Origin of the sequence: Acidovorax sp. JHL-3 (assembly GCF_000526295.1) — a bacterium.
GTDB lineage: Bacteria > Pseudomonadota > Gammaproteobacteria > Burkholderiales > Burkholderiaceae_C > Acidovorax > Acidovorax defluvii.
The window spans coordinates 905,112-929,122 of record NZ_JAFU01000001.1; the positions used below are offsets into that span (position 1 = coordinate 905,112).

General features: G+C 67.5%; 22 protein-coding genes. 8 read left to right on the plus strand and 14 right to left on the minus strand.

Translation table 11 applies throughout. The features are described from left to right. Positions 1 to 6: 6 nt before the first annotated feature. The 7 genes from K226_RS0104135 to K226_RS0104165 form a co-directional block, all read right to left on the minus strand. Positions 7 to 1,521: a class I adenylate-forming enzyme family protein gene (locus tag K226_RS0104135; protein WP_024813604.1), complete on the minus strand. Its 1,515-nt coding sequence runs from the start codon at positions 1,519 to 1,521 to the stop codon at positions 7 to 9. A gap of 10 nt (positions 1,522 to 1,531) precedes the next feature. Further along, positions 1,532 to 2,512 carry a tripartite tricarboxylate transporter substrate binding protein gene (locus K226_RS0104140; protein WP_024813605.1) on the minus strand — a complete coding sequence of 327 codons (981 nt, stop codon included), beginning with the start codon at positions 2,510 to 2,512 and terminating at the stop codon, positions 1,532 to 1,534. Positions 2,513 to 2,786: 274 nt separating this feature from the next. Further along, the gene (locus K226_RS0104145) at positions 2,787 to 3,995 is read right to left on the minus strand and encodes an acetyl-CoA C-acetyltransferase (RefSeq protein ID WP_024813606.1); all 1,209 of its coding nucleotides are present in this window, start codon (positions 3,993 to 3,995) and stop codon (positions 2,787 to 2,789) included. Positions 3,996 to 4,203: 208 nt separating this feature from the next. Beyond that, positions 4,204 to 5,490: an acetyl-CoA hydrolase/transferase family protein gene (locus tag K226_RS0104150; RefSeq protein ID WP_024813607.1), complete on the minus strand. Its 1,287-nt coding sequence runs from the start codon at positions 5,488 to 5,490 to the stop codon at positions 4,204 to 4,206. Positions 5,491 to 5,632: 142 nt separating this feature from the next. Next, positions 5,633 to 6,427, minus strand: a complete 795-nt coding sequence (locus tag K226_RS0104155; protein WP_024813608.1) for an enoyl-CoA hydratase/isomerase family protein — start codon at positions 6,425 to 6,427, stop codon at positions 5,633 to 5,635. A gap of 79 nt (positions 6,428 to 6,506) precedes the next feature. Further along, positions 6,507 to 7,400 carry a MaoC/PaaZ C-terminal domain-containing protein gene (locus K226_RS0104160; protein ID WP_024813609.1) on the minus strand — a complete coding sequence of 298 codons (894 nt, stop codon included), beginning with the start codon at positions 7,398 to 7,400 and terminating at the stop codon, positions 6,507 to 6,509. 174 nt (positions 7,401 to 7,574) lie between these two features. Further along, entirely contained in the window at positions 7,575 to 8,492 is a 918-nt protein-coding gene (locus K226_RS0104165; protein WP_024813610.1) for an SDR family NAD(P)-dependent oxidoreductase, read from the minus strand. Positions 8,493 to 8,686: 194 nt separating this feature from the next. On the opposite strand from K226_RS0104165, the gene K226_RS0104170 reads away from it, so the two are divergent. The 8 genes from K226_RS0104170 (at position 8,687) to K226_RS0104205 (ending at position 17,473) form a co-directional block, all read left to right on the plus strand. Beyond that, on the plus strand, positions 8,687 to 9,580 hold the full coding sequence (locus K226_RS0104170; RefSeq protein ID WP_024813611.1) for a MaoC family dehydratase N-terminal domain-containing protein: 894 nt from the start codon (positions 8,687 to 8,689) through the stop codon (positions 9,578 to 9,580). 71 nt (positions 9,581 to 9,651) lie between these two features. After that, positions 9,652 to 10,812 carry an acyl-CoA dehydrogenase family protein gene (locus K226_RS0104175; RefSeq protein WP_024813612.1) on the plus strand — a complete coding sequence of 387 codons (1,161 nt, stop codon included), beginning with the start codon at positions 9,652 to 9,654 and terminating at the stop codon, positions 10,810 to 10,812. A gap of 161 nt (positions 10,813 to 10,973) precedes the next feature. Continuing rightward, positions 10,974 to 12,176, plus strand: a complete 1,203-nt coding sequence (locus tag K226_RS0104180) for a CaiB/BaiF CoA-transferase family protein (RefSeq protein WP_024813613.1) — start codon at positions 10,974 to 10,976, stop codon at positions 12,174 to 12,176. A gap of 212 nt (positions 12,177 to 12,388) precedes the next feature. After that, positions 12,389 to 13,753 carry an MmgE/PrpD family protein gene (locus tag K226_RS0104185; protein ID WP_024813614.1) on the plus strand — a complete coding sequence of 455 codons (1,365 nt, stop codon included), beginning with the start codon at positions 12,389 to 12,391 and terminating at the stop codon, positions 13,751 to 13,753. Between the two features lie 86 nt (positions 13,754 to 13,839). After that, positions 13,840 to 14,847: a tripartite tricarboxylate transporter substrate binding protein BugD gene (locus tag K226_RS0104190; RefSeq protein WP_024813615.1), complete on the plus strand. Its 1,008-nt coding sequence runs from the start codon at positions 13,840 to 13,842 to the stop codon at positions 14,845 to 14,847. A 57-nt stretch (positions 14,848 to 14,904) separates the two neighbouring features. Further along, positions 14,905 to 15,282, plus strand: coding sequence for a VOC family protein (locus tag K226_RS0104195; RefSeq protein ID WP_024813616.1), 378 nt, complete (start codon positions 14,905 to 14,907; stop codon positions 15,280 to 15,282). Between the two features lie 14 nt (positions 15,283 to 15,296). Further along, positions 15,297 to 16,166 (plus strand): CoA ester lyase, encoded by an 870-nt coding sequence (locus K226_RS0104200; protein WP_024813617.1) that lies wholly within the window; start codon positions 15,297 to 15,299, stop codon positions 16,164 to 16,166. A gap of 116 nt (positions 16,167 to 16,282) precedes the next feature. Next, positions 16,283 to 17,473, plus strand: a complete 1,191-nt coding sequence (locus K226_RS0104205; protein WP_024813618.1) for an MFS transporter — start codon at positions 16,283 to 16,285, stop codon at positions 17,471 to 17,473. A 39-nt stretch (positions 17,474 to 17,512) separates the two neighbouring features. Here the strand turns inward: K226_RS0104205 and K226_RS0104210 are convergent, their stop codons facing one another. The 7 genes from K226_RS0104210 to K226_RS0104240 all read right to left on the minus strand — a co-directional run bounded on the left by K226_RS0104210 (position 17,513) and on the right by K226_RS0104240 (position 24,005). After that, a complete protein-coding gene (locus K226_RS0104210) occupies positions 17,513 to 18,625 on the minus strand; it encodes a CaiB/BaiF CoA-transferase family protein (RefSeq protein WP_024813619.1) in 1,113 nt (370 codons plus the stop codon). A gap of 45 nt (positions 18,626 to 18,670) precedes the next feature. Continuing rightward, a complete protein-coding gene (locus tag K226_RS0104215; protein WP_024813620.1) occupies positions 18,671 to 19,459 on the minus strand; it encodes an IclR family transcriptional regulator in 789 nt (262 codons plus the stop codon). Positions 19,460 to 19,512: 53 nt separating this feature from the next. Further along, complete coding sequence (locus tag K226_RS0104220; RefSeq protein WP_024813621.1) at positions 19,513 to 20,307, minus strand: enoyl-CoA hydratase/isomerase family protein; 795 nt, start codon at positions 20,305 to 20,307, stop codon at positions 19,513 to 19,515. 61 nt (positions 20,308 to 20,368) lie between these two features. Further along, positions 20,369 to 21,175, minus strand: a complete 807-nt coding sequence (locus K226_RS0104225; RefSeq protein ID WP_024813622.1) for an SDR family oxidoreductase — start codon at positions 21,173 to 21,175, stop codon at positions 20,369 to 20,371. A gap of 9 nt (positions 21,176 to 21,184) precedes the next feature. Then, complete coding sequence (locus tag K226_RS0104230; protein ID WP_024813623.1) at positions 21,185 to 22,183, minus strand: tripartite tricarboxylate transporter substrate binding protein; 999 nt, start codon at positions 22,181 to 22,183, stop codon at positions 21,185 to 21,187. Between the two features lie 112 nt (positions 22,184 to 22,295). Further along, complete coding sequence (locus tag K226_RS0104235) at positions 22,296 to 23,060, minus strand: crotonase/enoyl-CoA hydratase family protein (RefSeq protein ID WP_024813624.1); 765 nt, start codon at positions 23,058 to 23,060, stop codon at positions 22,296 to 22,298. Positions 23,061 to 23,237: 177 nt separating this feature from the next. Then, positions 23,238 to 24,005: an SDR family NAD(P)-dependent oxidoreductase gene (locus K226_RS0104240; protein WP_024813625.1), complete on the minus strand. Its 768-nt coding sequence runs from the start codon at positions 24,003 to 24,005 to the stop codon at positions 23,238 to 23,240. Between the last annotated feature and the right edge of the window lie 6 nt (positions 24,006 to 24,011).

The window sequence follows — 24,011 nt, forward strand, 5'->3', positions numbered from 1 at the left end:
TGTAGTTCAGGTTGTCAGGGTCAGGGCCTGATCTCTCAAGGTGCGCTTGAGGACCTTGCCGTTGGTGTTGGTCGGCAGTTCGGTCAGGGCAACGATGTGGGAAGGGCGCTTGTAGGGCGCCAGCAGGTCGCGCAGGTGCGCCTGCACGGCATCCGCATCCAGCGCGGCTCCGGGGCGCAGTTCGACAAAAGCCACGATCTCCTCGTTGCCGTCGTCCACGGTGCGGCCCACCACCGCTGAGCGCTGGACGCTCGGATGGGTGTTGAGCGCCGTCTCCACCTCGGCTGGATACACGTTGAAGCCCGAGCGGATGATCATTTCCTTCAGGCGCCCCACGACAAACAGCGCGCCGTCAGCATGCATCTCGCCCAGGTCGCCGCTGGCGTACCAGCCGCCTTCGCGCATCACGGCGTTTGTCGCCGCCGGGTCGCGGAAGTAGCCGGGCATGAGGCCCCGGCCGCGGATCCACAGCTCACCGCGTTCGCCCAGCGGCAGCGGCTGGCCCGTGGCCGGGTCGGTGACCTGCACTTCGGCCTCGGCCACCGCGTAGCCGGCGCTGGTGTCCGGACGCTGCTCGCCAAGGCGCGTCAGGTGCACCGAACCCGCATATTCCGACAGGCCGTAGCCGTGGTGCAGCGCCTGGCCGAAAGCCGCCTCTACGCGTTGTTTCAACGCCAGATCCAGGGGGCCAGCGCCGGAGTAGAGATAACGCAGCGCCGGCGCCTCGGGCCGCTGGATGCCGCGCTCCTGCAGATGGGCCAGCAGGCGCGAGAACAGCGCGGGCGGACCCTGCAGCTGCGACACGCCATGATGGGCCAGCGCATCGAGCAGGTCGTCCGGGTCGAACTGCGGGCGCATGACGAGTTGGGCACCCGCCAGCAGCGAGCTGATCAGCACCGTGCCCAGCCCGAAGATGTGCGTCATGGGCACGAAGGCGTAGCTGCGGTCCTGTGGACCCAGCGCGCGCGAGGTTCCGGAAACGCGCGCGAAGTGGATCAGCGCGTCGTGCGTCAACATCACGCCCTTGGGCTCACCGGTGGTGCCGGAGGTGAAGATGAGCGCCGCCACCGCGTCGCGCAGCGCGCCAGATTCGGGCTGCGCATCCGCGCGCACGGGGCTGTGCTGCATGCCCGGCAGGGCCGAGTCCACCGCGGCGAAGCGCTGTGCATGCGCGGCGGCGCTGCGGGACGCTGCGGCCGTGAAAAACACCACGCGCGCGTCGGCCTTGGCGGCGAAGGCGTCGATCTCGGCGGGCGCCATGCGCGCATTCACGCCGCAGGACCAGGCACCCACGCGGCTGCAGGCCAGGATCAGCGCGGCATGCTCAGGGCAATTCTCGGCCACGACCAGCACGCGATCGCCGGGGCGCACGTCCAGCGCACGCAGTTCGGCCTCGGCCGTCTCGGTAAGCGCACCCAGGTCGGCAAAGCTCAGGCTGCGGCCATCGGGCAGGTGAATGAAGGGCCGCTGCGGTGCCTCGGCCAGCCAGCGGTCCAGCAGGTGGTGGATGCGTTCGGTCATGAAGCCGGGCTCAATCGACCACGATGCCCTGGGTCACCGTGGCCCACATGGCGCGCTCCTTGGCGGCGCGCTCGGCCAGTTTCTGGGGGCTGCCTGTCCATTCGTCGTAGCCCAGTTCCTTGAAGCGCTTTTTCAGATCCGGCTGGGCCAGGGCGGCATTGACGGCCTTGTTGAGCTTTGCCACCAGTTCAGGCGCCATGCCCTTGGGACCATAGACGCCGTACCAGCCGCCCACGTCAAAGCCCTTGAGGCCCTCGATGCCTGACTCGGCGAAGGTGGGCACGTCGGGCAGCGAGGCATTGCGCTGCGGCGAGGTGACGGCAAGGGCGCGCACCTTGTTGCTTTGGATGTAGGTGCTGGCCGTGCTGATGATGTCCAGCATCATGTTGAGCTGGCCGCCGATGACGTCGGTCATTGCCGGTGCGTTGCCCTTGTAGGGGATGTGGTTCATCTCGATGCCGCTGCGATTGGCAAACAGCAGCGCACCCAGGTGGTTGGAACCGCCCACGCCGGCCGAACCGTAGGCCAGCTTGCCGGGGTTGGCCTTGGCATGGGCCACAAGCTCGCGTACGTTCTTGTAGGGCTCGCTGTTGTTGACGACGAGCACGTTGTAGTAGCTCAGGATGGGTGCCACCGGCGCCAGGTCTTTGGCCGGGTCGAACGGCATCTTGGTCATTACGTTGGGGGTGATGGTGATGGTGGGGCTGGCGGCAAACCACAGCGTCGTGCCATCGGGCTTGGCGCGCACCACCTCGTTGCCGGCAATGGTGGCGTTGGCGCCGGTCTTGTTTTCCACCATGACTGGCACGCCCAGCTCCTTGGACAGCGCCTGGCCAAACAGGCGCGCGCCCTGGTCAACGGGGCCCCCGGCAGAGTAGCCGACGATAAGCCGCACGGGCTGCGTGTCCTGGGCAGCGGCGGGGGACATGGCCAAAGCGAGGGGCGCCAGGGCCAGGGCGGCAATGGCAAGGCGGCGGTGGGAAGAATGCATGGTTTGTCTCCGATAGGTCTTGTAGACAGCGATGGTGAACTTCAACCAGCGCCGTGGGAATCTGCTTTTGCCAAAGCCAGGGTTCAGGTCTTCTTAGGACGGTACGTCAGTGACCTATTGCGCTGCGCGTCACCCGCGATGCATGAAACTTGCGCACCGTGAGATCAGGGCAACCGAGCAAGGGCCGCCCCGCAGCGAGGGCTGCGTACCCCTTCCCGGAGCGCGAAGCGCGCAGAGAGAAGGGGGAAGGCGCGCAGCGCCTCAGGGGGTTGTTTCAGATTCGCTCGAACACCGCCGCAATGCCCTGGCCGCCGCCGATGCACATGGTTTCCAGCCCGTAGCGGCCCTTGCGGCGCTGCAGTTCGTGCAGCAGCGTGGCCAGGATGCGCACGCCGGTGGCGCCGATGGGGTGGCCCAGCGAGATGCCCGAGCCGTTGACGTTGAGCTTGTGCGCGATGGCCTCTTGGTCCTGCCATTCCCAGCCCTTGAGCACCGACAGCACCTGGCAGGCGAAAGCCTCGTTGAGCTCCACCAGGTCCATGTCGTCTATCTTGAGGTTCAACCGCGCCAGCAGCTTCTTGACGGCCGGCACCGGGCCGATGCCCATGTGCGAGGGCTCGCAGCCCGCCGCCGCCCAGCCCACCAGCGTGGCCATGGGGGTGAGGCCCAGTTCGGCCAGCTTGTCCTCGGCGACGATCAGGCAGGCGGCTGACGCATCGTTTTGCTGGCTGGCATTGCCCGCCGTGACCGTGCCGTTGGGCAACAGCACACGCAGCTTGCCCAGGCTCTCGGCCGTGATATCCGCGCGAAATCCTTCATCCTTGCTGAAAACAACCGGGTCGCCCTTGCGCTGGGGCACCGACACGGGGACGATTTCATCATTGAAGCGCCCCGCAGCCCAGGCGGCCGCCGTGCGCTGGTGGCTGCGCAAGGCGTAGGCGTCGGCCGCCTCGCGCGTGATGCCGTAGTCGCGCGCCAGGTTCTCGGCGGTCTCAATCATTCCCGAGATCTTGCCGAAGCGTTCCACCGGCTGCGAGCGCTCGCGCCCGCGCTCCAGGCGGTCAAAAAAGCGCACATTGCCAGAGCGTGCGCCCCAGCGCATGTCGGTGCTGTAGTACTCGATGTTGCTCATGCTCTCCACGCCGCCAGCGATCACCACGTCGGCAGCGCCGCTTTGCACCATCATCGCGGCCGTGACGATGGCCTGCAGGCCGCCGCCGCAGCGCCGGTCCAGCTGCATGCCCGGCACCGACACCGGCAGCCCCGCCTGCAGCGCGGCCCAGCGGCCCACGCAAGGTACTTCGCTGTTGGCATAAGACTGGGCCATGACCACGTCGTCGATGCGCGCGGGGTCGATGCCGCTGCGCTGCACCACGGCGCGCACCGTGGTGGCCGCCAGTTCCTCGACGGGTACGGGCCGCAAGCTTCCGCCGAAGGTGCCGACGGGGGTGCGAACAGGGGTGACTATGGCGGCTCTGCGCATGGTGGTTCTCCTTGAAATATGAATAAAAATGGCGTGATTAGGTGCATGCCTCAGACCAACCCCGTTCGCCCTGAGCTTGTCGAAGGGCCGTGCCAAAACAGTGCCCTGGCTTCGACAGGCTCAGCCCGAACGGATGGGGCAAGATATCTAAGGTATGTCGCTAATCAGGAAAAATGGCTTCTAACGCTTATCTGATAAGCGCTAGTAGCTATAAAGTTTGACTAAATGCCGCGCCGCAATGGCGCAGCGCCTCGTGGGCCTGGCGTTCCAGGTCCTCACGGTGTTCAGGGGCGGCAATGTCGATCAGCCGGCGCACGCGGCGCGACAGCGTCTGGCCGCGCAGGTCGGCCACGCCATGCTCGGTGACGATCAGGCCCGCGTCGCTGCGCGGCGTGCTCACCGGGCCCGACAGCCGGGCCACGATGCGGGTCTTGCCTTTGGCGGTGGCGGGCAGCGCCACGATGGGCAGGCCGCCGCGGCTGCGCGCTGCGCCGCGCAAAAAGTCGACCGCACCGCCCACGGCACCCACATACACACCGGCGGCCACCTCGGCGTTGATCTGGCCGGTCAGGTCCACCTCGATGGCCGCGTTGATGGCGGCCAGTTGGTGGCTGGCAGCGAGCACCTCGGGGTCGTGGGTGTAGTCGGTGCCGCGCAATGCAAACTGGGGGTTGCGGTGCGCCCAGCGGCGCACTTTCTCGCTGCCCATCAGGATGCCGCCAATGCCCATGCCGGTGTCCAGGCTCTTCTTCGCGTTGGTCAGCACACCGGCCTCGGCCAGGGCGGCGATGCCGTCGCCCACCGCACCGCTGTGCAGGCCCAGGTCGCGGTGGCTATGCAGCGCGGCCAGCACGGCCTCGGGCAGGTTGCCTATGCCCAGCTGCAGCGTGGCGCCGTCCTCGATCAGCGCGGCGACATGGCGTGCGATGGCCTGCTCCACCGGACCGGGCGCGGCGCGGCCTTGTTCCAGTGGCGGATGCTCGGCGTCGATGAGCAGCGCGAAATCGCGGGCCTGCAGGTGCACGCCGCCGTGGGTCCAGGGGATGGCGGGGTTGACCTCGCCAATCACTACGCGCGCCTGCTCCAGCGCGGCGGGCAGGTATTCCTGCGCCAGGCCCAGGCTGTAGCGGCCCTGATCGTCGGGTGGCGAGACCTGCAGCAGCACCACGTCGGCGGGCAGCACGCCGGCGCGGATCAGGCCGGGCAGGTGCGAGTAATGGCTGGGCAGGATGTCGAGCACGCCGGCTTCTGCCAGGCGGCGGTGTGGTCCACCCGCGGCGTAGCCAAAAAAATCGATGACGTCGGCCTGTTCGGGCTGCAGCGTGTCTGATGCGCCGATGCCTACGAACACCCGCAGCCGCCCGCCCTGTGCCAGCGCATGGCGATGTTCCACCAGCGCCCGCGTGAGCGTGAGCGGCTCGGCCGTGGCCTGGCCCCACCACAGCGTGTCGCCGGGGCGGATCAGGGCCTGCAGTTGCTGGGCCAGCAGGCTCATGTCAATTCTCCGCGGTGCTGCGTCGCGCCCGCGCCGCGTGAAACTGGCGCGACCCAGGCGAGGGCCGCCGTGCAAGGGCCGCCCCGCCGCACGGGCGGCGTCCCCCTGGGGGGATGGCGCCGCAGGCGACTCAGGGGGGCAGTCACTTCTTGTCCCAGTCGAAGCGCAATGGCTCCTTGGCCTTGAAGCGCTGCACCGCGTCCTGGTGGTAGGCCGAGCCGCGGCACATGGCCTGGGCGTAGGACTCCAGTTCGGCGATGGTGCGCGCGTCGCTCTCGAAGGACTGGTTCATGATGGTCTTGGCCATGCCGATGGCGGCCGTGGACGCCTGGCCGAAGCGCTGCGCCAGGGCCTGTGCAGCCTCGGTCAGGGCGGCGGCGTCATCGACGATGTCGTAGACCATGCCCAGCTGCTTGGCCTCTGCGGCATCCACGGTGCGCGCGGTAAACACCAGCTCCTTGGCTTTCTGGTGGCCCACGATGCGCGGCAGCAGGTGCAGGGCACCCAGATCGGGCACCAGGCCGATACGGCCGAACACGGCGCAAAACTTGGCCCGGCGCGTGGCCAGCACGAAGTCGGCCGCCAGCGCCAGGCTGAGGCCGGCGCCAAAGGCGGGGCCGTCCACGGCGGCGATCACGGGCTTTTCCAGGTTCACCAGCTCGGGGAACCACTGGTGCAGCTCGCGCATGCCGTTGCGAAACGTCAGTCCGGTGCGGCTGGGGTCCTGCATGGCCGAGATGTCGCCGCCCGAGCAGAAGGCGCCGCCCGCGCCGGTGAGGATGACGGTATGCACCTGCGCGTCGTCACGCATCTGTGCAATGGCGGCGGCCAGGGCCGGGCGCATGTCCATGCTGAGGGCGTTGCGCGCCTCGGGGCGGTTCAGGGTGATGGTGCCGATGCCGTCCAGCACGGCGGTCAACACGGGGGGTGCGCTCATGGCGTTCTCCTGGATTTTTATAGTCAAAATGGGCTGTAGCGCTTTCACAGCAAGCGCTGCTAGCTCACCTTTTGATAGTTCATGCCAGCTCGGCAAATCCGTGGCTCATCACCACCTTGTCGCGCTCTGCCACGCGGGCGCGCAAATGAAATTGCCCCGCTTGACCCGGCACGCGCCAGATATCGGTGACCAGCGTCTCGCCGGGGTACACCGGCGCGGCGAAGCGGATGTCCAGCGCCTTCAGGCGCGCGGGGTCGCCCCCGGCGCACTGGCGCAGCACCGCGTGGGCCACCAGGCCGTAGCTGGCCAGGCCATGCAGGATGGGGCGCTCGAAGCCCGCCTTGGCCGCCACTGCCGGGTCGGCGTGCAGCGGGTTGAAGTCGCCCATCAGGCGGTACAGCAGCGCCGCTTCGGGGCGGGTGGTCTGGGTGTCGGTGAAGTCGGGCGCACGGTCTTCGGGCGTGGGCTGCAGCGCCGGCAGCGGCGCGTCGCTGGGCTGGCCGCCGCGCAGCTGGCTGTAGCCGCCGTCGCCGCGCAAAAAGGTCACCTGCTGCAGCGTGGCCAGCAATTCGCCGGCCTCGCTTTCCAGCTGCCGCTCGATGATCAGGATGGCGCCCTTGCCCTCACCCTTGTCGATCAGGTGCGTGACGCGGTTCTTGCCCACCACGGCGCCGCTGGCGGGCAGCGGCCGGTGCCAGCGCACGCGCTGCTCACCGTGCATGAGCTTGACCCAGTCGATGCCCGTGTCGGGTTCACGCGCCCAGAAACCGGGGTAACCCAGCACCACGGCCTGCGTAGGCAGGGCACGCAGGCCGCCCTCCAGCCCTTCATAGACGAACGGCAGCGCAGCAGCATCGAGCGGGTCGTTGCCCAGCCCGAGGCTGAGCGCATAGAGCATGGTGTCGCGTTCGGTGTACGTCTGGCGGATCAGGCCAAAGTCGCGCGCCTTCAGGTGGTGGTAGTCGATCGCCATCTCAGTCATCCGTCCGGTTGTGTATTGCCAGCACGCCATGCGGCACTGGCGCGCCCCCCACCAGGGCAGCCGAGCAAGGGCCGCCCCGCAGCGAGGGCTGCGTCCCCCTTCCCGGAGCGCGTAGCGCGCAGAGAGAAGGGGGAAGGCGCGAAGCGCCACAGGGGGTTGTCGCCATCACACCGGGTCCCAGCTGAACACGTCGGCCGAGCGGTCCAGCGGCACGAACGAGGCCTTGAGCGCCGGCATGCCGTGCTCGGCGATGAACTCGGGCGTCCAGCCCTCGCTGCGGTGCACCGAGCGCAGGGGGCGCGGCTGGCTCATCAGGAAGATTTCGTTGTTGCGCACGGCAAACACCTGGGCGTTCACGTCCTTGGCCTGGTCGGACAGCAGGTAGACGGCCAGCGGAGCGATCTTGTTGGGCGTCATCTGCTGAATCTTGGCCACGCGCGCCTGCTGCTCGGGCGTGTCGGTGGGGATGGAGCCGATCATGCGGCTCCAGGCAAACGGTGCGATGCAGTTGGAGCGCACGTTGAACTTTTGCATGTCCAGCGCAATGCTCTTGGACAGTGCCGTCAGACCCAGCTTGGCGGCGCTGTAATTGGCCTGGCCCAGGTTGCCGATCAGGCCCGAGGTGGAAGTCATGTGCACGAAGGCACCGCTTTCCTGTTCCTTGAAGTGATTGGCGGCGGCGCGCGCCATGAAATAGCTGCCGTACAGGTGCACCTTGATCACGGCGTCCCACTCGTCCAGGCTCATCTTGTGAAAGAACCGGTCGCGCAGGATGCCCGCGTTGTTCACCACGCCGTCGATGCGGCCGAAGTGGTCCAGCGCGCACTGGATGATGCGGCCGGCGGCAGCAGACTCGGCCACGCTGTCCATGTTGGCCACGGCCTGGCCGCCAGCGGCCTTGATCTCATCGACCACCTTCTGCGCGGGGCCGGCGTCCGTGCCCTCGCCCGTGGTGGATGTGCCGATGTCATTCACCACCACCTTGGCGCCGGCCGCCGCCAGGGCCAGCGCCATGTCGCGCCCGATGCCGCCGCCAGCCCCTGTGACCACCAATACCTTGTCCTGCACCATTTTTTGCGTCATGTCTGTCGTCCTTCGTTAGCGATATGGAAATCAATGGCTGCGAGCATGAGCGCAAAGTCCCCGGTGCGCTATTCGGCAATCGCAAGGGCAGGCTTCGGCCCCATGAAAGCAGCGGCGCAAGGGCAGGGGCTTCATGGGCGCCGAAGACACGCTTCCACAAACGCGGATTGCACCGGCGCCCGCCAGACCGCACGATGGCGGCCATGACAGAGACCACCATTGACAACACCCTGCTCGCGCACCTGCAGACTTGGCAGGGCCAAAGCGAAACCCTGAGCGACACCCTTACGGCCATGCCTGTGGCGGCGCTAGCGGCCACGCTGGACCGTGACGACCCGGCGCCGGCCGCCGGCACCGACCTGCCTCCGCTGTGGCACTGGCTGTACTTTCTGCCGCATGCGCGCCAGAGCGAGATCGGCCCCGACGGGCACCCCAAGCGCGGGGGCTTTCTGCCGCCCGTGCCGCTGCCGCGCCGCATGTGGGCGGGGGGGCGCCTGCGTTGGGAGGCCACCAACCCGTTGCGCGTGGGCCAGGAGGTGCAGCGCACATCCACCATCCAGTCCATCCAGCACAAGTCGGGGCGTTCGGGCGAGCTGCTGTTCGTGCTGGTAGAGCACCAGCTGCGCAATGCGCAGGGCCTGGCGCTGACCGAAGAGCACGATATCGTCTATCGCTCCGCCGCCCAGCCCGGCGAGGCCGCACCCGCGCCGCAAAAACCGCCGCTGGACGGCCAGGCTGTGTGGTCGCGCAGCATCACACCCGACGACGTGCTGCTGTTCCGCTACTCGGCGCTCACCTTCAACGGCCACCGCATCCACTACGACCGCAAGTACGTGACCGAGGTCGAGGGCTACCCCGGCCTGATCGTGCATGGCCCGCTGATTTCCACGCTGCTGCTGGACCTGCTGCGCCGCAGCCTTCCCGGGGCGCAGGTGGCCACCTTCGACTTCCGCGCCGTGCGTCCCACCTTCGACCTGCACCCCTTCAGCGTGCACGGCAAGCCGTCGGCCGACGGCAAGGCCGTGGAGCTCTGGGCCCAGGACCACGAGGGCTGGCTGACCATGCAAGGCACGGCCACGCTGGCCTGAAAACTACCAAATCAATAGCTGCTAACGCTTGCTACGTAAGCGCTAAAGCCTAAAAACACTTGAAAGCCACCATGATCCATCAGCCCGACCAATACCAGGAAATCCGCGACGCCGTGCGCGCCCTTTGTGTCCAGTTCCCCGACGAATATTTCCGCAAAGTCGATGAGGCCCGCGGCTACCCCGAGGAGTTTGTCGATGCCCTCACCAAGGCTGGCTGGATGGCCGCGTTGATCCCGCAGGAATACGGCGGCTCGGGCCTGACCATGGCCGAGGCCTCGGTCATCATGGAAGAAATCAACCGCTGCGGCGGCAACTCGGGCGCCTGCCACGGCCAGATGTACGTGATGAACGCCATCGTGCGCAGCGGCTCGCAAGCGCAAAAAGACCTGTACCTGCCCAAGATCGCCTCGGGCGAGTTGCGCATCCAGTCCATGGGCGTGACCGAGCCCACCACCGGCAGCGACACCACCAAGCTCAAGACCACGGCGGTGAAGAAGGATGGCCGCTGGGTCATCAACGGGCAAAAGGTGTGGATCTCGCGCATCCAGCACAGCGACCTGATGATTTTGCTGGCCCGCACCACGCCCGCCGACCAGGTGAAGAAAAAGTCCGAAGGCCTGTCGTGCTTCCTGATCGACCTGAAGACGGCGATTGGCAACGGCCTCACCGTGCGCCCCATCCTGAACATGGTCAACCACGAGACCAACGAGCTGTTCTTCGACAACCTCGAAATCCCCGAGGACGCGCTGCTGGGCGAGGAAGGCAAGGGCTTCAAGACCCTGCTGGACGGCCTGAACGCCGAGCGCACCTTGATTGCCGCCGAGTGCATTGGCGATGGCTACTGGTTCATCGACCGCGCCACCAAGTACGCCAACGAGCGCGTGGTGTTCAACCGCCCCATCGGCCAGAACCAGGGCGTGCAGTTTCCGATTGCCGATGCTTTCATCGAGCTGGAAGCCGCCAACCTGATGCGCTGGAAGGCCTGCGAGAAGATCGATGCGCACCAGAACGCGGGTGCCGAGGCCAACATGGCCAAGTACCTCGCCGCCAAGGCCAGCTGGGAAGCGGCCAACGTCTGCATGCAGACCCACGGCGGCTTTGGCTTTGCTTGCGAATACGACATCGAGCGCAAATTCCGCGAAACCCGCCTGTACCAGGTGGCGCCTATTTCGACCAACATGATCTACAGCTACGTGGCCGAACACATTCTCGGTTTGCCGCGTTCGTTTTAAATGCAACACCCCCTGAGTCGCTGCGCGCCTTCACCCTCTCTCGCTTCGCGGGAGGGGGACGACACCCTCGGTGCGGGGCGGCCCTTCCTCGGTGTCCCTGAGGTTGGGTTGTGCCGGTCGCAAGCGCCGCTCACCGCGTTCATGCAGGGAACGACTGACTCATGACAAAAACCATCCGCCCCCTCGACGGCATCATCGTCGTCTCGCTGGAACATGCGGTCGCCGCGCCTTTTTGCACGCGACAGTTGGCCGATCTGGGCGCGCGCGTCATCAAGGTCGAGCGTCCCGGCAGCGGCGACTTCGCGCGCGGCTACGACCAGCGGGTGAAGGGCCAGTCGTCCCACTTCACCTGGCTCAACCGCAACAAGGAAAGTCTGGCGCTCGACGTGAAGCAGCCGCAGGCCAAGGCCGCGCTGCTGCAACTGCTCAAGACGGCCGATGTGCTGGTGCAGAACCTCGCACCCGGCGCGGCCGCGCGCATGGGGCTGTCGCATGAGGCACTGAAGGCGCACAACCCCCGGCTCATCGTCTGCGACATCAGCGGCTACGGCGCCGACGGGCCGTACCGCGACAAGAAGGCCTACGACCTGCTGATCCAGAGTGAGGCGGGGTTCCTGTCCGTCACCGGCACGCCCGAGACGCCGAGCAAATCCGGCATCTCGGTGGCCGACATCGCCGCGGGCATGTACGCCTACACCAACATCCTGTCGGCCCTGCTGCTGCGCGGCAAGACGGGCGAGGGCAGCCATATCGATGTGTCCATGCTCGAAGCTATGGGCGAGTGGATGGGTTACCCGATGTACTACGCCTACGACGGCGCTCCGCCGCCGCCGCGCACCGGCGCGTCGCACGCCAGCATCTACCCCTACGGGCCGTTTGTGGCCGGCCAAGCCATTGGTGACAGCGGAACGGTGATGCTGGGCCTGCAGAACGAGCGCGAGTGGAAAGCCTTTTGCGACACCGTGCTGCAGCGCCCCGAAGTGGCGACGGACCCCCGCTTTGACAGCAACGCACAGCGCAATACCCACCGCGACGCGCTGCAGGCGCTCATCGTGCAGTGCTTCTCGGTGCTGACCGCCGCCCAGGTGGTCGAGCGTCTGGATGCCGCCGGCATTGCCAACGCGCGTGTCAATGACATGGCCGACCTGTGGGCGCACCCGCAACTGCAGGCGCGCCAGCGTTGGCGCACCGTGGGCACGCCGGCGGGCGAGGTGCCCGCGTTGCTGCCGCCCGGTGTGAACAGCGCTTTCGACTACCGCATGGACGCCGTGCCGGCCGTGGGCCAGCACAACGCCGCCATCCTGGCCGAGCTGGGCTGGAGCGCCGAGCAGGTCGACGCACTGCAGGCACCGCAAGCCATCTAAGAGGCTGAGAGTCTTTCATCCATGCCCGCCTTGCACGCCAAAACACACCGGCTCGTCGTTGCAAATACTCGCCATAGCCCGAGCTATGGCTGCGTTTTGCGCCTAGATCCGATGCGTTTTGACGCACCTTTCGGTCACGGTCGAAAAACGCTCAGCGTCTAAATAAAAAACCATAGCTGCAGACGATTGTGTTGTCTGTGCTGGAGCCCGAAATGAAGCAAGAAATCCAAGCCACCGTCCACCCCCTCGCCCAGTTCGCCGCCACGCTGCAATGGAGCGATGTGCCCGCGCCCGTGCAGCGCCGCGCCGAAGACCTGTGGGTGGACTGGTTCGGCTCGGTGCTGGCCGGCTGCCAGGCCCGGCCCGTGGCCAGCATCACGCGCTTTGCGTTGTCGCAGGGGCCCGCCGCTGGTCCTAGCGAGGTCATTGGCGGTAGCGCCACCACCTCCCCCATGATGGCCGCGCTGGCCAATGCCGCCGCCGCGCATGTGGCCGAGCAGGACGACGTGCACAACGGCTCGGTGTTCCACCCGGCGGCCGTGGTCTTCCCGCCCGCGCTGGCCGTGGCGCAGGCCATTGGCGCGAGTGGCGCGCAGCTCATGGCGGCCTGCGTGGCCGGCTACGAAGTGGGCATCCGCGTGGGTGAATTTCTGGGCCGCAGTCACTACAAGGTGTTCCACACCACGGCCACGGCCGGCACGCTGGCGGCCGCCGCCGCCGTGGGCCGCCTGCTGGAGCTGACGCCTGCGCAGATGCAGCACGCCTTTGGCTCGGCCGGCACGCAGTCGGCCGGGCTGTGGGAGTTCTTGCGCACTGCGGCCGACAGCAAGCAGCTGCACACGGCCCACGCCGCTGCGGCCGGCCTGATGTCGGCCTACCTGGCCAAGGACGGTTTCACCGGCGCGCAGGACATCTTCACCGGCCCGCAGGGCCTGGCTGCGGGCATGTCCACCGACGCCAACCCGGCCAAGCTGACTGACGGGTTGGGCACCCGCTGGGCCACGGCCGAGACCTCATTCAAGTGGCATGCTTCGTGCCGCCACACACACCCTGCCGCTGACGCGCTGCAGCAGGTGATGCGCGAGCACAACCTGCAGCCCGCCGACATCGCGCAGGTGACCTGCCATGTGCACCAGGGTGCCATCGACGTGCTGGGGCCGGTGGTCTCGCCCGCCACGGTGCACCAGTCCAAGTTTTCCATGGGCACGGTGCTGGCCTTGGCGGCGCGCTTTGGCCATGCGGGTTTGACTGAATTCGACGCCGAGTTCCTCGCCCCGGACACGGTGGCCCTGCGCGAGAAGGTGCGCATGGCGCTGGACCCCGAGGTGGACGCCGCCTACCCGCAGCGCTGGATCGGCAAGGTCACCGTGCAGACGACCGACGGCCGCACCCTGCACGGCCGGGTGGACGAGCCCAAGGGCGACCCCGGCAACACCCTCTCGCGCGAGGAAATCACCGCCAAGGCCTTGCGCCTGGCGGCCTATGGCGGTGCGGTGCCTGCCGCGCAGGCCGAGGCCGCCGTGCAGCGCTTGTGGCGGGTGCAGGAATGGCCCCGCACGGAACGCCTGCTGGGCTGATCAACGGGCACGGCAACCGCCGCGGCCCATGACCCGACAGGGGCGCAGACGACGCCCCGTTCATTACAACCACTAGGAGACAACGCATGACCGCACCCTTCACCCCGATTTCCCGCCGCGCCATCACAGGCGCCATCGCTGCCGCCTGCGCCGCGCTGGCCCTGGGCGGCAACGCACTGGCCGCCGACTGGCCCGAAAAGACTGTCACCCTGGTCGTGCCCTACAGCGCAGGCGGCCCCACCGACGTGGTGGCGCGCCTGCTGGCTGTGCCGATGGGCCAGTCGCTGGGCCAGACGGTGGTGGTGGAAAACACGGTGGGCGCGGGCGGCACGCTGGCGCCCGCGCGCATCGTCCGGTCCAAACCCGACGGCTACACCATCCTGATCCACCACATGGGCATGGCCACGGCCCCGGCGCTCTACAAGAAGCTGCCCTATGACCCGCTCAAAGATTTCGAGTACATCGGCCAGGTGCTGGACGTGCCCATGACGCTGCTGTCGCGCAAGGACTTTCCCGCCAACACCTTCCCCGAGCTGCTGGACTACGTGAAGAAGAACCAGGACAAGGTTTCGCTGGCCAACGCGGGCATTGGTGCCGTGTCGCAGCTGTGCGGCATGCTGTTCATGCACCAGCTGGGCGTGAAGCTGACCACCGTGCCCTACAAGGGTGCGGGCCCGGCCATGAACGACCTGATGGGCGGCCAGGTGGACCTGCTGTGCGACCAGACCACGCAGACCGCGCCCGTGATTCAGGACGGCAAGCGCGTCAAGGTCTTCGGCGTGACCACGCCGCAGCGCCTGTCGTCCATGCCCAATATCCCCACGCTCGACGAACAGGGCCTCAAGGGCTTTGACGTGAAGGTGTGGCACGGCATGTACGCGGCCAAGGGCACGCCCAAGGACGTGATGGCCAAGCTCAACAAGGCGTTGAACGTGGCGATCAAGGACGAGAACGTGAAAAAGCGCATTGCCGAACTGAGCGCGGACCTGGTCTCGCCTGACAAGGCCACCCCCGAGGGGCTGCGCAAGCACCTGGAGGCCGAGGTGGCGCGCTGGGACAAGGTCATCAAGGCCGCCGGCGTCAGCGCCGAGTAACCCGCATCGCCCCCGGCATGCACGCAGCAGGCCGGGGGCATCACCCCAAGGCAACCCATGATCGACCGGCTCGACCACCTTGTTCTGACGACCGCCCATGAGGCGGACTGCGTGCACTTTTACTGCACCGTGCTCGGCATGACACTGCAGACCTTTGGCGAGGGCCGCAAGGCTTTTGTGTTCAACGGCCAGAAGATCAACCTGCACATTCAGGGCCGCGAGTTCGAGCCCAAGGCCCTGCACCCCACGCCGGGTGCGCTGGATCTGTGCTTCATCGCCTCCGTGCCGCTGGCCCAGGTGCAGCAGCGCCTGGCCGAACACGGCGTTGCCATTGAATGCGGCCCGGTTCAGCGCACCGGGACGCGCGGCGGCATCCTCTCGGTCTACGTGCGCGACCCGGACCAGAACCTGATCGAGATCTCCGAATACGCCTGAAAGACCCATTTGCAATGACTGATTTTGTGCGCAACGCCTGTTCCTTCCTGTTTGTCCCCGCCACCCAGCCCGAACGGCTGCCCAAGGCCCTGGCCAGCGGAGCCGACATGGTGATCGCCGACTGGGAGGACGCCGTAGCTCCCGCTGATAAGGAACGCGCTCGCGCCGCCCTGGCCGAAGCAGTGGCCGCATTGCAGCCCGCCCAGCGTGCGCGCCTGCTGGTGCGTATCAACAGCGAGGGCTCGCCCTGGTTTTCGGCAGACCTGCAAGCCCTGGCGCAGCTCACGGCGCAGGGACTAGCCGGTGCCGTGGTGCCCAAGGCAGAAAGTGACGCCACCCTGCAGGCCGTGGCCCAGGCCGCCGGGCCGCAGGCCGTGCTGGTGCCATTGGTCGAGAGCGTGGCTGGCCTGTCTGCAGCCGACACGCTGGCCGGCGCGCCGCAGGTGGTGCGCCTGGCCTTCGGTCACCTGGACTTCCAGGTCGATGCCGGCATGGCCTGTGGAGAAACCGAGGAAGAACTGCTGCCCGTGCGCATGGCACTGGTGTTGGCATCGCGCCGCGCGGGACTCGCCGCATCCATTGACGGCGTGACGGTGGACACGCGCAATCCCGAGCGCATGGCCCGTGACTCCGAGCGCGCGCGGCGCATGGGCTTTGGCGGCAAACTGTGCATTCACCCGGCGCAGGTGCCGGTGCTGCATGCCGCCTTCGACCCCGACGACGTGGCCGTGGCCCACGCGCTGCGGGTGCAGCAGGCGCTGCAGCTGGCTGGTGGTGGCGTCTGTGTACTCGATGGCCGCATGGTGGATGCGCCAGTGCTGGCGCAGGCGCAGCAAACCCTGCTGCGCCACGCCCGGGCGCAACAGCGCCTGGCCGCGGACTGACACCGCGCCACAACCGCGCCCATCGCATTGCAGTGGTCGCGTTGCACTCTCGCCCTCGTTCCTTCCGTGACTTCGTTATTCCCTTGACTCCTTCCCGCACTCAACCGCTGTGGGTGATGCTGCTTGCCCTGCTGTCTGGCTTTGCGCTCAGCCAGGCCTACCGCACCACCACCGCCATCCTGGCCCAGGGTCTGCAGGCGGACTTTGGCCTGCAGGCCTCGTCGCTGGGTGCCTTTGCCGGGTTGTTCGGCTTTTCCTTTGGCGTGGCGCAGCTGCTCATGGGCATTGCGCTGGATCGCTACGGCATGCGCCGCACGGTGCTGGCGGCCGCGCCGGTGGGCATTGCCGGTGCAGCCCTGTCTGCACTGGCGCCCAGTCAGGGCTGGCTGATGGCCGGGCAGGTGTTGATCGGCGTGGGCTATTCGCCGGCCTTCGTGGCCTGCACGCTGTTCATTGCGCGCCATTTCGCGGCCGATCGCTTTGCATTCTTCTCGGGCCTGAGCATGGGCGTGGGCGGGCTGGGCCTACTGTTCACCGGTACGCCGCTGGCCTGGGTGGTAGAGCACTGGGGTTGGCGCACGGGCTTTGGGCTGCTGGCAGGCTTGAGCTTGCTGTCGTGGCTGCTGATCTATGCCGTGGTGCACGAGCCTGCCGGCACCGAGGCCCACCACCGCCCGGCCAGCAGCTGGAGCGAGGCGCTGGCGGGCATGGGGCGGCTGTTTACGCTGCCGCACACCTGGGGCATCGTGATTTTGGGCATGTCGTGCTACGCGGCCTTTTTGTCGCTGCGCGGCTTGTGGCTGGGGCCGCTGTTGATCCACCGCCACGGCTTTTCGCTGGTGGACAGCGGCAACGTGGCGCTGGTGCTGTCGCTCATCGCGCTGTTCACGCCGGCCGTGTTTGGCAGCCTTGATCCCGGTGCGGCCCGCCGCCGCGTCTGGGTGAGCCGCGCCTCGTTGCTGATGGCTGGCCTGTTTGCCACGATGGCCCTGGTCAACAACGCCACCGCCACCGTGGTGCTGATGGTTGTGATGGGGCTGCTGTCGGGCTACAGCATCTTGCAGTACGCCGACGTGCGCTCGTCCTACCCCGCCGAGCTCACAGGGCGTGCCCTGTCGCTCTACACCATGGCCATGTTTCTGGGCGTGGCCTTCATGCAATCACTGACCGGCGCCGTGGCAGCATGGGCCGCAAGCGCGGGGCTGGAGCCCTACCGCGCCGTGTTGTTGACCATTGCCGCCTGGCTGTCGCTGGCGTCGGTGGCGTTCCGGCTGCTGCCGGTGTCGCCGCTGCTGCAGCAGCGGTAACGGGAACGGCGCGGGGGCGCCCCCCAGCGTGCAGCGCGCTCAGCGCTGGCGCCACACGGCCGGCGCGCCGGACTGGCCCAGGCGATCCCTGACAGACTGCGTGTGCGCACCCGGCACGCATGCCTCGCCCGGCTCGTAGGCCGCGCCGTCAAAGCGCGGCGCCGGTGCGGCCTGCAGCACGCCCTGGTGCTCGGTGTACACGCCACGCGCGCGCATGTGCGGATGCCTTGCCGCCTCCACGGGGCTGAGCACTGCGCCAAAGCAGGCGTCGGTGGGCTCCAGCAGGGCTTGCCAGTGTGCACGCGGCTGGGCCAGGAAAAGTGTCGCCAGACGCGACCGGCGCGCGGGCCAGGTGGCCTTGTCCCATTGCGGGCTCACGAAATCGGTATCCCCGTCCAGGCCCAAGGTCTCAAGCAGCAAGGCATAGAACTGCGGCTCGATGGCGCCGATGGTGACGTGGTGGCCATCGGCGCAGACATAGGTGTCGTAGAACGGCGCGCTGTCGTGGATGCTCTGGCCGCGCACATCGGCCACCAGGCCGCTCTGGCGCGCGCTCAGCATCAGGTTCAGCATGTGGGCCGAGCCGTCCACGATGGCCGCATCCACCACCGTGCCGCGACCCGTGGCGCGCGCCTGCACGATGCCGGACAGCAGCCCCGTCATCAGATAGAGGGCGCCGCCGCCGATGTCGCCCAGCACGGCAAAGGGCGACACGGGCCGTGCGTCGGACGGACTGCAGCCCCACAGCGCGCCGCTGACGGCGGCGTAGTTGGTGTCGTGCCCGGCGCGCGGCGCCAGCGGCCCACTCTGGCCCCAGCCGGTCATGCGCCCGTACACCAGGCGCGGGTTGAGCGCCAAGCATTCTTCGGGGCCCAGGCCCAGGCGCTCCATCACGCCGGGGCGCATGCCCTCGATGAGCGCGTCGGCCTCGGCCACCATGGCCAGCACCAGCTGGCGGCCTTCTTCGGTCTTGAGGTCGGCGAACACCGAACGTTTGCCCCGGTTGAGCAGCGGGCCGGTGGTCCCCTGGCCCTTGGTTTCCCGCACCACGGAGATCACATCCGCGCCCAGGTCCGCCAGGTGCATGGCACAAAACGGCCCCGGCCCCAGGCCACCAATCTCCAGCACACGTACGCTGTCCAGAACCTTCACGATGTCTCCTTGGGTGGTGTTTTGTGTGTTGCTGGCGAGGGCGCGTCAAGACAGGCCCGAGGCCCCGAGCACGCTCTCTACCGACCGTACCAGCGTGCGCAGGCGTGGACCGACCTCGGTTTCCAGCTTGCCGCACAGGGGGCTGTAGACGGGCAGCGTCACCGCGAACACCCACAGCTCGCCGTCCTGCGGCTTGGACATGGCCACCGCGATTGACTCCAGCTCGCTGTGCAGGTCACCGTGGCTGCGGCAAAAGCCGTTCTCGGCCAGATCGTTGCGTGCGTCGTCGAGCCGCTGCTCCAGCCAGGTGGCGCGCTGCGGTTCCGCGGCGCGCAGGTCGCGCAGGTAGGCCGCGCGTTCCTCATCGGGCAGGCCCAGGAGATAGGCGCGGCCCGATGCCGTGCGCGGCAGCGAGGTGTGCACGCCCACCTCGGGCCGAAAAATCGGGTTGCCCAGGCTGTTGGCCTGCTCCACAAGGCACAGTTCGCGCCGAAAACCCACGGCCAGTTGCACCTGCCCCTCGGTCAGGTCGGCCAGCGCCTGCATCTGCGGCCGGGCGAGCTGGCGCAGGGCCAGGCGGGTGAGCACCGGCGAGGACACGCTGAGCAGGCCCAGACCGGGCACGTACTTGGACAACCGTTCCGAATAACGCAGCAGGCCCAGCTCGCACAGCGTGTCCGTCAGGCGGAACAGCGTGGGCTTGGGCAGTCCGGTCAGGTCCATCAGTTCCTTGGCGCTGAGCTCTTGGCACTTGTTTGAAAAGCACCGCAATATGGAAACGCCACGCACCAGGGCGCTGACCAATTTGCCGTCCGGATCTGCGTTTACGTTCACATGGACCTTTAAAAACCGGTGATTTTCGCCTGATTCATTGCCAGCACACGCCCTCAAGCCTGCGGCCACTGGAAGGGCAGCGGCTTTTTCTCCAGAAAGCAGCGCACTGCCTCCCGGTGCTCGGGCGTTCCCATGGCCAGGGCCTGGGCGTTGGCTTCCTGTTCCAGCAGCGAGGGCAAGTCGCTGGCGGCCAGGCTCAGCGAGCGCTTGATCAGGCTCAGCGCCACCGGCGAGGCGCCCACAAAGCTGCGTGCGATGGCCTGCGCGCGCGCCTGCAGCGCATCGGGTTCGACCAGCTCGGTGGCAATGCCCAGCCGCAGCGCTTCCTGTGCCGAGACCTCGCGGCCCGACAGCATCAGCTCGCGTGCACGCTGCACGCCGACGACGCGCGGCAGGGTGTAGAACGCCGCGCAGTCCGGCACCACGCCCATGCGGATGAAAGACATGGCAAAGCGTGCGCGCGTGCTGGCCACGATGAAGTCGGCCGCCAGCGCCAGGCTGAAGCCGGCGCCATAAGCCGCGCCATCCACGGCCGCGACCACCGGCTTGTCCAGCAGCATCAGGTCCTTGAGCCAGTCGTGCAGGCTGGTCAGGCGCTGGCGCCAGCCGCCGTTGTCCAGGCCACTGGAGGCAATGTTGGCCAGATCACCACCCGAGCAGAAATGCGCGCCCGCGCCCGTCAGCACCAGTGCGCGAATGCTGGGGTCGCTTTGCACCTGGCGCACCACCTCGGCCATCTCCACGCGCATGGCGGGGTCGAAGGCATTGCGCTTGGCGGGGTTGTCGAGCGCCAGGGTGGCCACGCCACCCTCCACGCCAAAGCGTATGCGCTGGTAGACGGCGCTCACTGGGTAACCTCCGTGCTATGCACTGCGGTGCGAGCTTGCTTGGGGCGGCCCGGCGCGGCGCTCATGCTGCATCCCTGGGCACATAGGAAGCGCGCATGTCCCGTCCGCCGCGCAGCGAAGAGCCACCATCCACTGGGATGACGGCGCCCGTCACGTAGCCGGCCTGCGGCGACGACAGAAACAGTGCCATGTGGGCAATGTCCTCCAACGTGCCCATGCGCTGCAGCGGCACGGTAGCGACCGCGTTGGCCAGCGCCTCGGGCGAGGGTGCCAACCGGCGCATGCCCTCCGTGTCGCCGATCGGGCCGGGCGCAATCGCGTTCACGCGTACACCCACCTCGCCCCATTCCATGGCCAGCACGCGCGTCATCATGTCGATGCCGGCCTTGGCCGCGCAGGCATGCACCTGGTACATGGTGGGATTGACGCCCTGGGGTGCCGAGATGCTGATGACACTGGCGCCCGGCTTCTTGAGCATGGGATAGGCCAGGCGCAACACGTGGAAGGTGCCGTTCAGGTCAATGTCGATCACGGTTTTGAAACCGTTGGGCGACAAGTCCTTGGCCGGCGCGATGAAGTTGCCCGCCGCGCCTGAAATCAGCACGTCGATGTCGCCAAACTGTGCATGGGACTGGCGCAGCGCGGCTTCCACCGCTGCGGGGTCGCGCACGTCGGCGCTGATGCCCAGCGCCTGCGCACCCAGCGCGCGCAGACTTCCGGCCGCCTGCTGCACCTTGTCGGGCGAGCGGCTCATGACCGTGACATGGGCGCCCGCGCGGGCGAACGCCTGGGCAATGCCGAGATTGATGCCACTGCTGCCGCCGGCCACGAACACATGGCGGCCTGCGAAGGTTTGCGGGTTGGGCATGGTGCGTCCTCAGTCGAGTTGCAACTTCTGGCTGCGGATCAGCTCGCCCCAGTCCTGCCGGTCGCGCTCCACGATCTTCGAGAACTGCTCGGACGCCATGCCCCCGGAGCGGCCGCCCAGCTCCTGGTAGCGTTTGACTACGGCCGGGTCCTGGAGCACGGCGATCAGGTTGTCGGTGAGCTTTTTCACGACGGCCGGCGGCGTCTTGGCGGGTATGAAGAAGCCCATCCAGCCCACCTTGTCGAAGTCCTTCATGCCCAGCTCGGTCATGGTGGGTACGTCGGGCAGCTCGGGCTCGCGGGCGGCGCCGGTTACGGCCAGCGCGCGCAGCTTGCCGTCCTTGACATGGCCCAGCGAGCCTGTGAGGTTGTCGAACATGAATTGCGTTTCGCCGCTCACGATGGCCATGGTGGCCGGGGCGGAGCCCTTGTAGGGCACATGAACCACATCGACCCCCGCGCTCTGGCGCAGCAGCTCGCCCATCAGGTGCGTGGTCTGGCCCACGCCCGCAGACGAAAACGCCAGCTTGCCCGGCTCGCGCTTGGCTGCGGCGACGAGGTCCTTCAGGCTCTTGATGGGCGACTTCACCGGCACGACCAGCACGTTGGCGAACGAGATCATGTCCGTCAGCGCGATGAAGTCCTCGGCCTTGTAGGGGAGCTTCTGGTAGGTGGTGTAGTTGATGGCGTTGGAGCCGGTATTGCCCACCAGCACGGTGTAGCCGTCGGGCTGGGCGCGCGCCACGAAGCTGCTGCCCAGTGATCCACCGGCACCGGGCTTGTTGTCCACGATGATGGGCTGGCCCAGCCGCTCGCTCAGCTTTTGCGCCAGGAAGCGCGCGGGCGTGTCGGTGGTGCCACCGGCCGCGCCGGGCACGACGAAGGTGATGGGGCGCGTGGGCCAGGCGGCGTCTGCCCGCGCGGGCTGCGACGTGGCCAGGGTGGCCAGGCCCAGCAGGGCGCTGGCGCCCGCCAGGCGCAGCGCGTGGCGGCGATGAGGGATTTGCATTTTTGTCTCCTTGGGTTGTGGCGGCACTGCGGCCGCCTATTTGCTATTAATTAAATAGCTTTTCGCGCTTGATGGACGGGCGTTAACGCCTCTTTTTCCATCAAATCCTTTATCAAACGCCCTGCCAGACCGGCGGGCGTTTTTCGGCAAAGGCGGTGGCACCTTCGCGTGCGTCCAGCGAAGTGAACACCGGCGTGGTGATGACGGCCTGGCGGTCAAACATCTCGGTCTGCGGCCAGTCCGCCGACTCTTGCGCCACGCGCTTGCTGGCGATCAGCGCCAGCGGGCCGTTGGCCGCCACGGCTTGCGCCAGCTCCAGGGCGGCGTCCAGCGCCTGGCCGGGCTCGACCAGGCGGTTGACCAGGCCGTGGGCATGGGCGCGCTCGGCGTCAAACATGTCGCCGGTGAGGATGCATTCCATGGCGATGTGGTAGGGCAGGCGCTTGGGCAGGCGCAACAGGCCGCCGGCGGAGGCCGCCAGGCCGCGCTTGACTTCAGGCAGGCCGAACTTCGCCGTGCGGGCGGCCACGATCAGGTCGCAGGCCAGCACCAACTCGAAGCCTCCGGCCAGCGCGTAGCCCTCGACGGCGGCGATCAGCGGCTTGCGCGGCGGTTTTTGTGTGAGGCCGCAAAACCCCCGCCCGGCGATGCTCGGGCGCTTGCCCTGCAGAAAGCCCTTCAAGTCCATGCCCGCACAGAAGGTGCCACCCGCGCCGGTGACGATGCCCACCTGCAGCGCCGGGTTGTTGTCCAGCGCATCGAGCGCGGCCACCATGGCCTCGGCCATCTCCAGCGTGGCGGCATTGCGCGCCTCGGGATTGCTCAGCGTCATGATCTGCACGTTGCCGCGCACTTCAACCAGTACCGTGGATGTCATTAAAAAATTCCTTTCAGTTCTTGATCGCGCTGCATGGCCCACACTGCATGAAACCGGCGCGACCTGAGGCTAGGGCAGCCGCGCAAGGGCCGCCCCGCCGCGCTGGCTGCGTCCCCCTTCCCGGAGCGCGAAGCGCGCAAAGAGAAGGGGGAAGGCGCGCAGCGCCTCAGGGGGTTGTCACCTCGGCTGCATGCGGATGGCGCCATCGAGGCGGATGGTCTCGCCGTTGAGCATGGGGTTCTCCAGGATGTGCAGCGCGGTCAGCGCGTATTCCGACGGGTGGCCCAGGCGCGCCGGGTGGGGCACCGATGCGGCCAGCGACTGGCGCACGTTCTCGGGCAGCTTGGCCAGAATGGGCGTGTCGAACAGGCCCGGGGCGATGGTGCAGACACGGATGAACTTGGAAGCAAGGTCGCGCGCGGCCACGATGGTCATGCCGATCACGCCAGCCTTGGACGAGGCGTAGGGAATCTGGCCGATTTGCCCCTCGTAGCCCGCCACCGACGCGGTGAGCACGCACACGCCGCGCTCGCCGTCGATGGGCTCGTTCTTGGCCATGCTCACGGCCGCCAGGCGCAGCGTGTTGAAGCTGCCAATCTGGTTGACGCGGATGATGTTGGTGTATTTTTCCAGCGAGCCGGGGCTGCCATCCTTCTCGATCAGGCGCACCGGCCCGCCGATGCCGGCGCAGTGCACCAGCGCGCGGAAGTTGCCAAAGGCTTCGGCCGCGGCGATGGCCTGGGCCATCTGGTCGGGGTCGGACACGTCGGCCTTCACATAGCGCAGACGGCCGGCGTATTGTTGTTCCATGGCCTGGCCGCGCTCGTCGTTCAGGTCGACGGCCACCACGTTCAGGCCGCGCTCCAGCAGCGCGATGGCCGAGGCCTCGCCCAGGCCCGAGACTCCACCGGTGACGAGGGCGGTCATTCCTTGTTGCAGCTTCATGTTTCT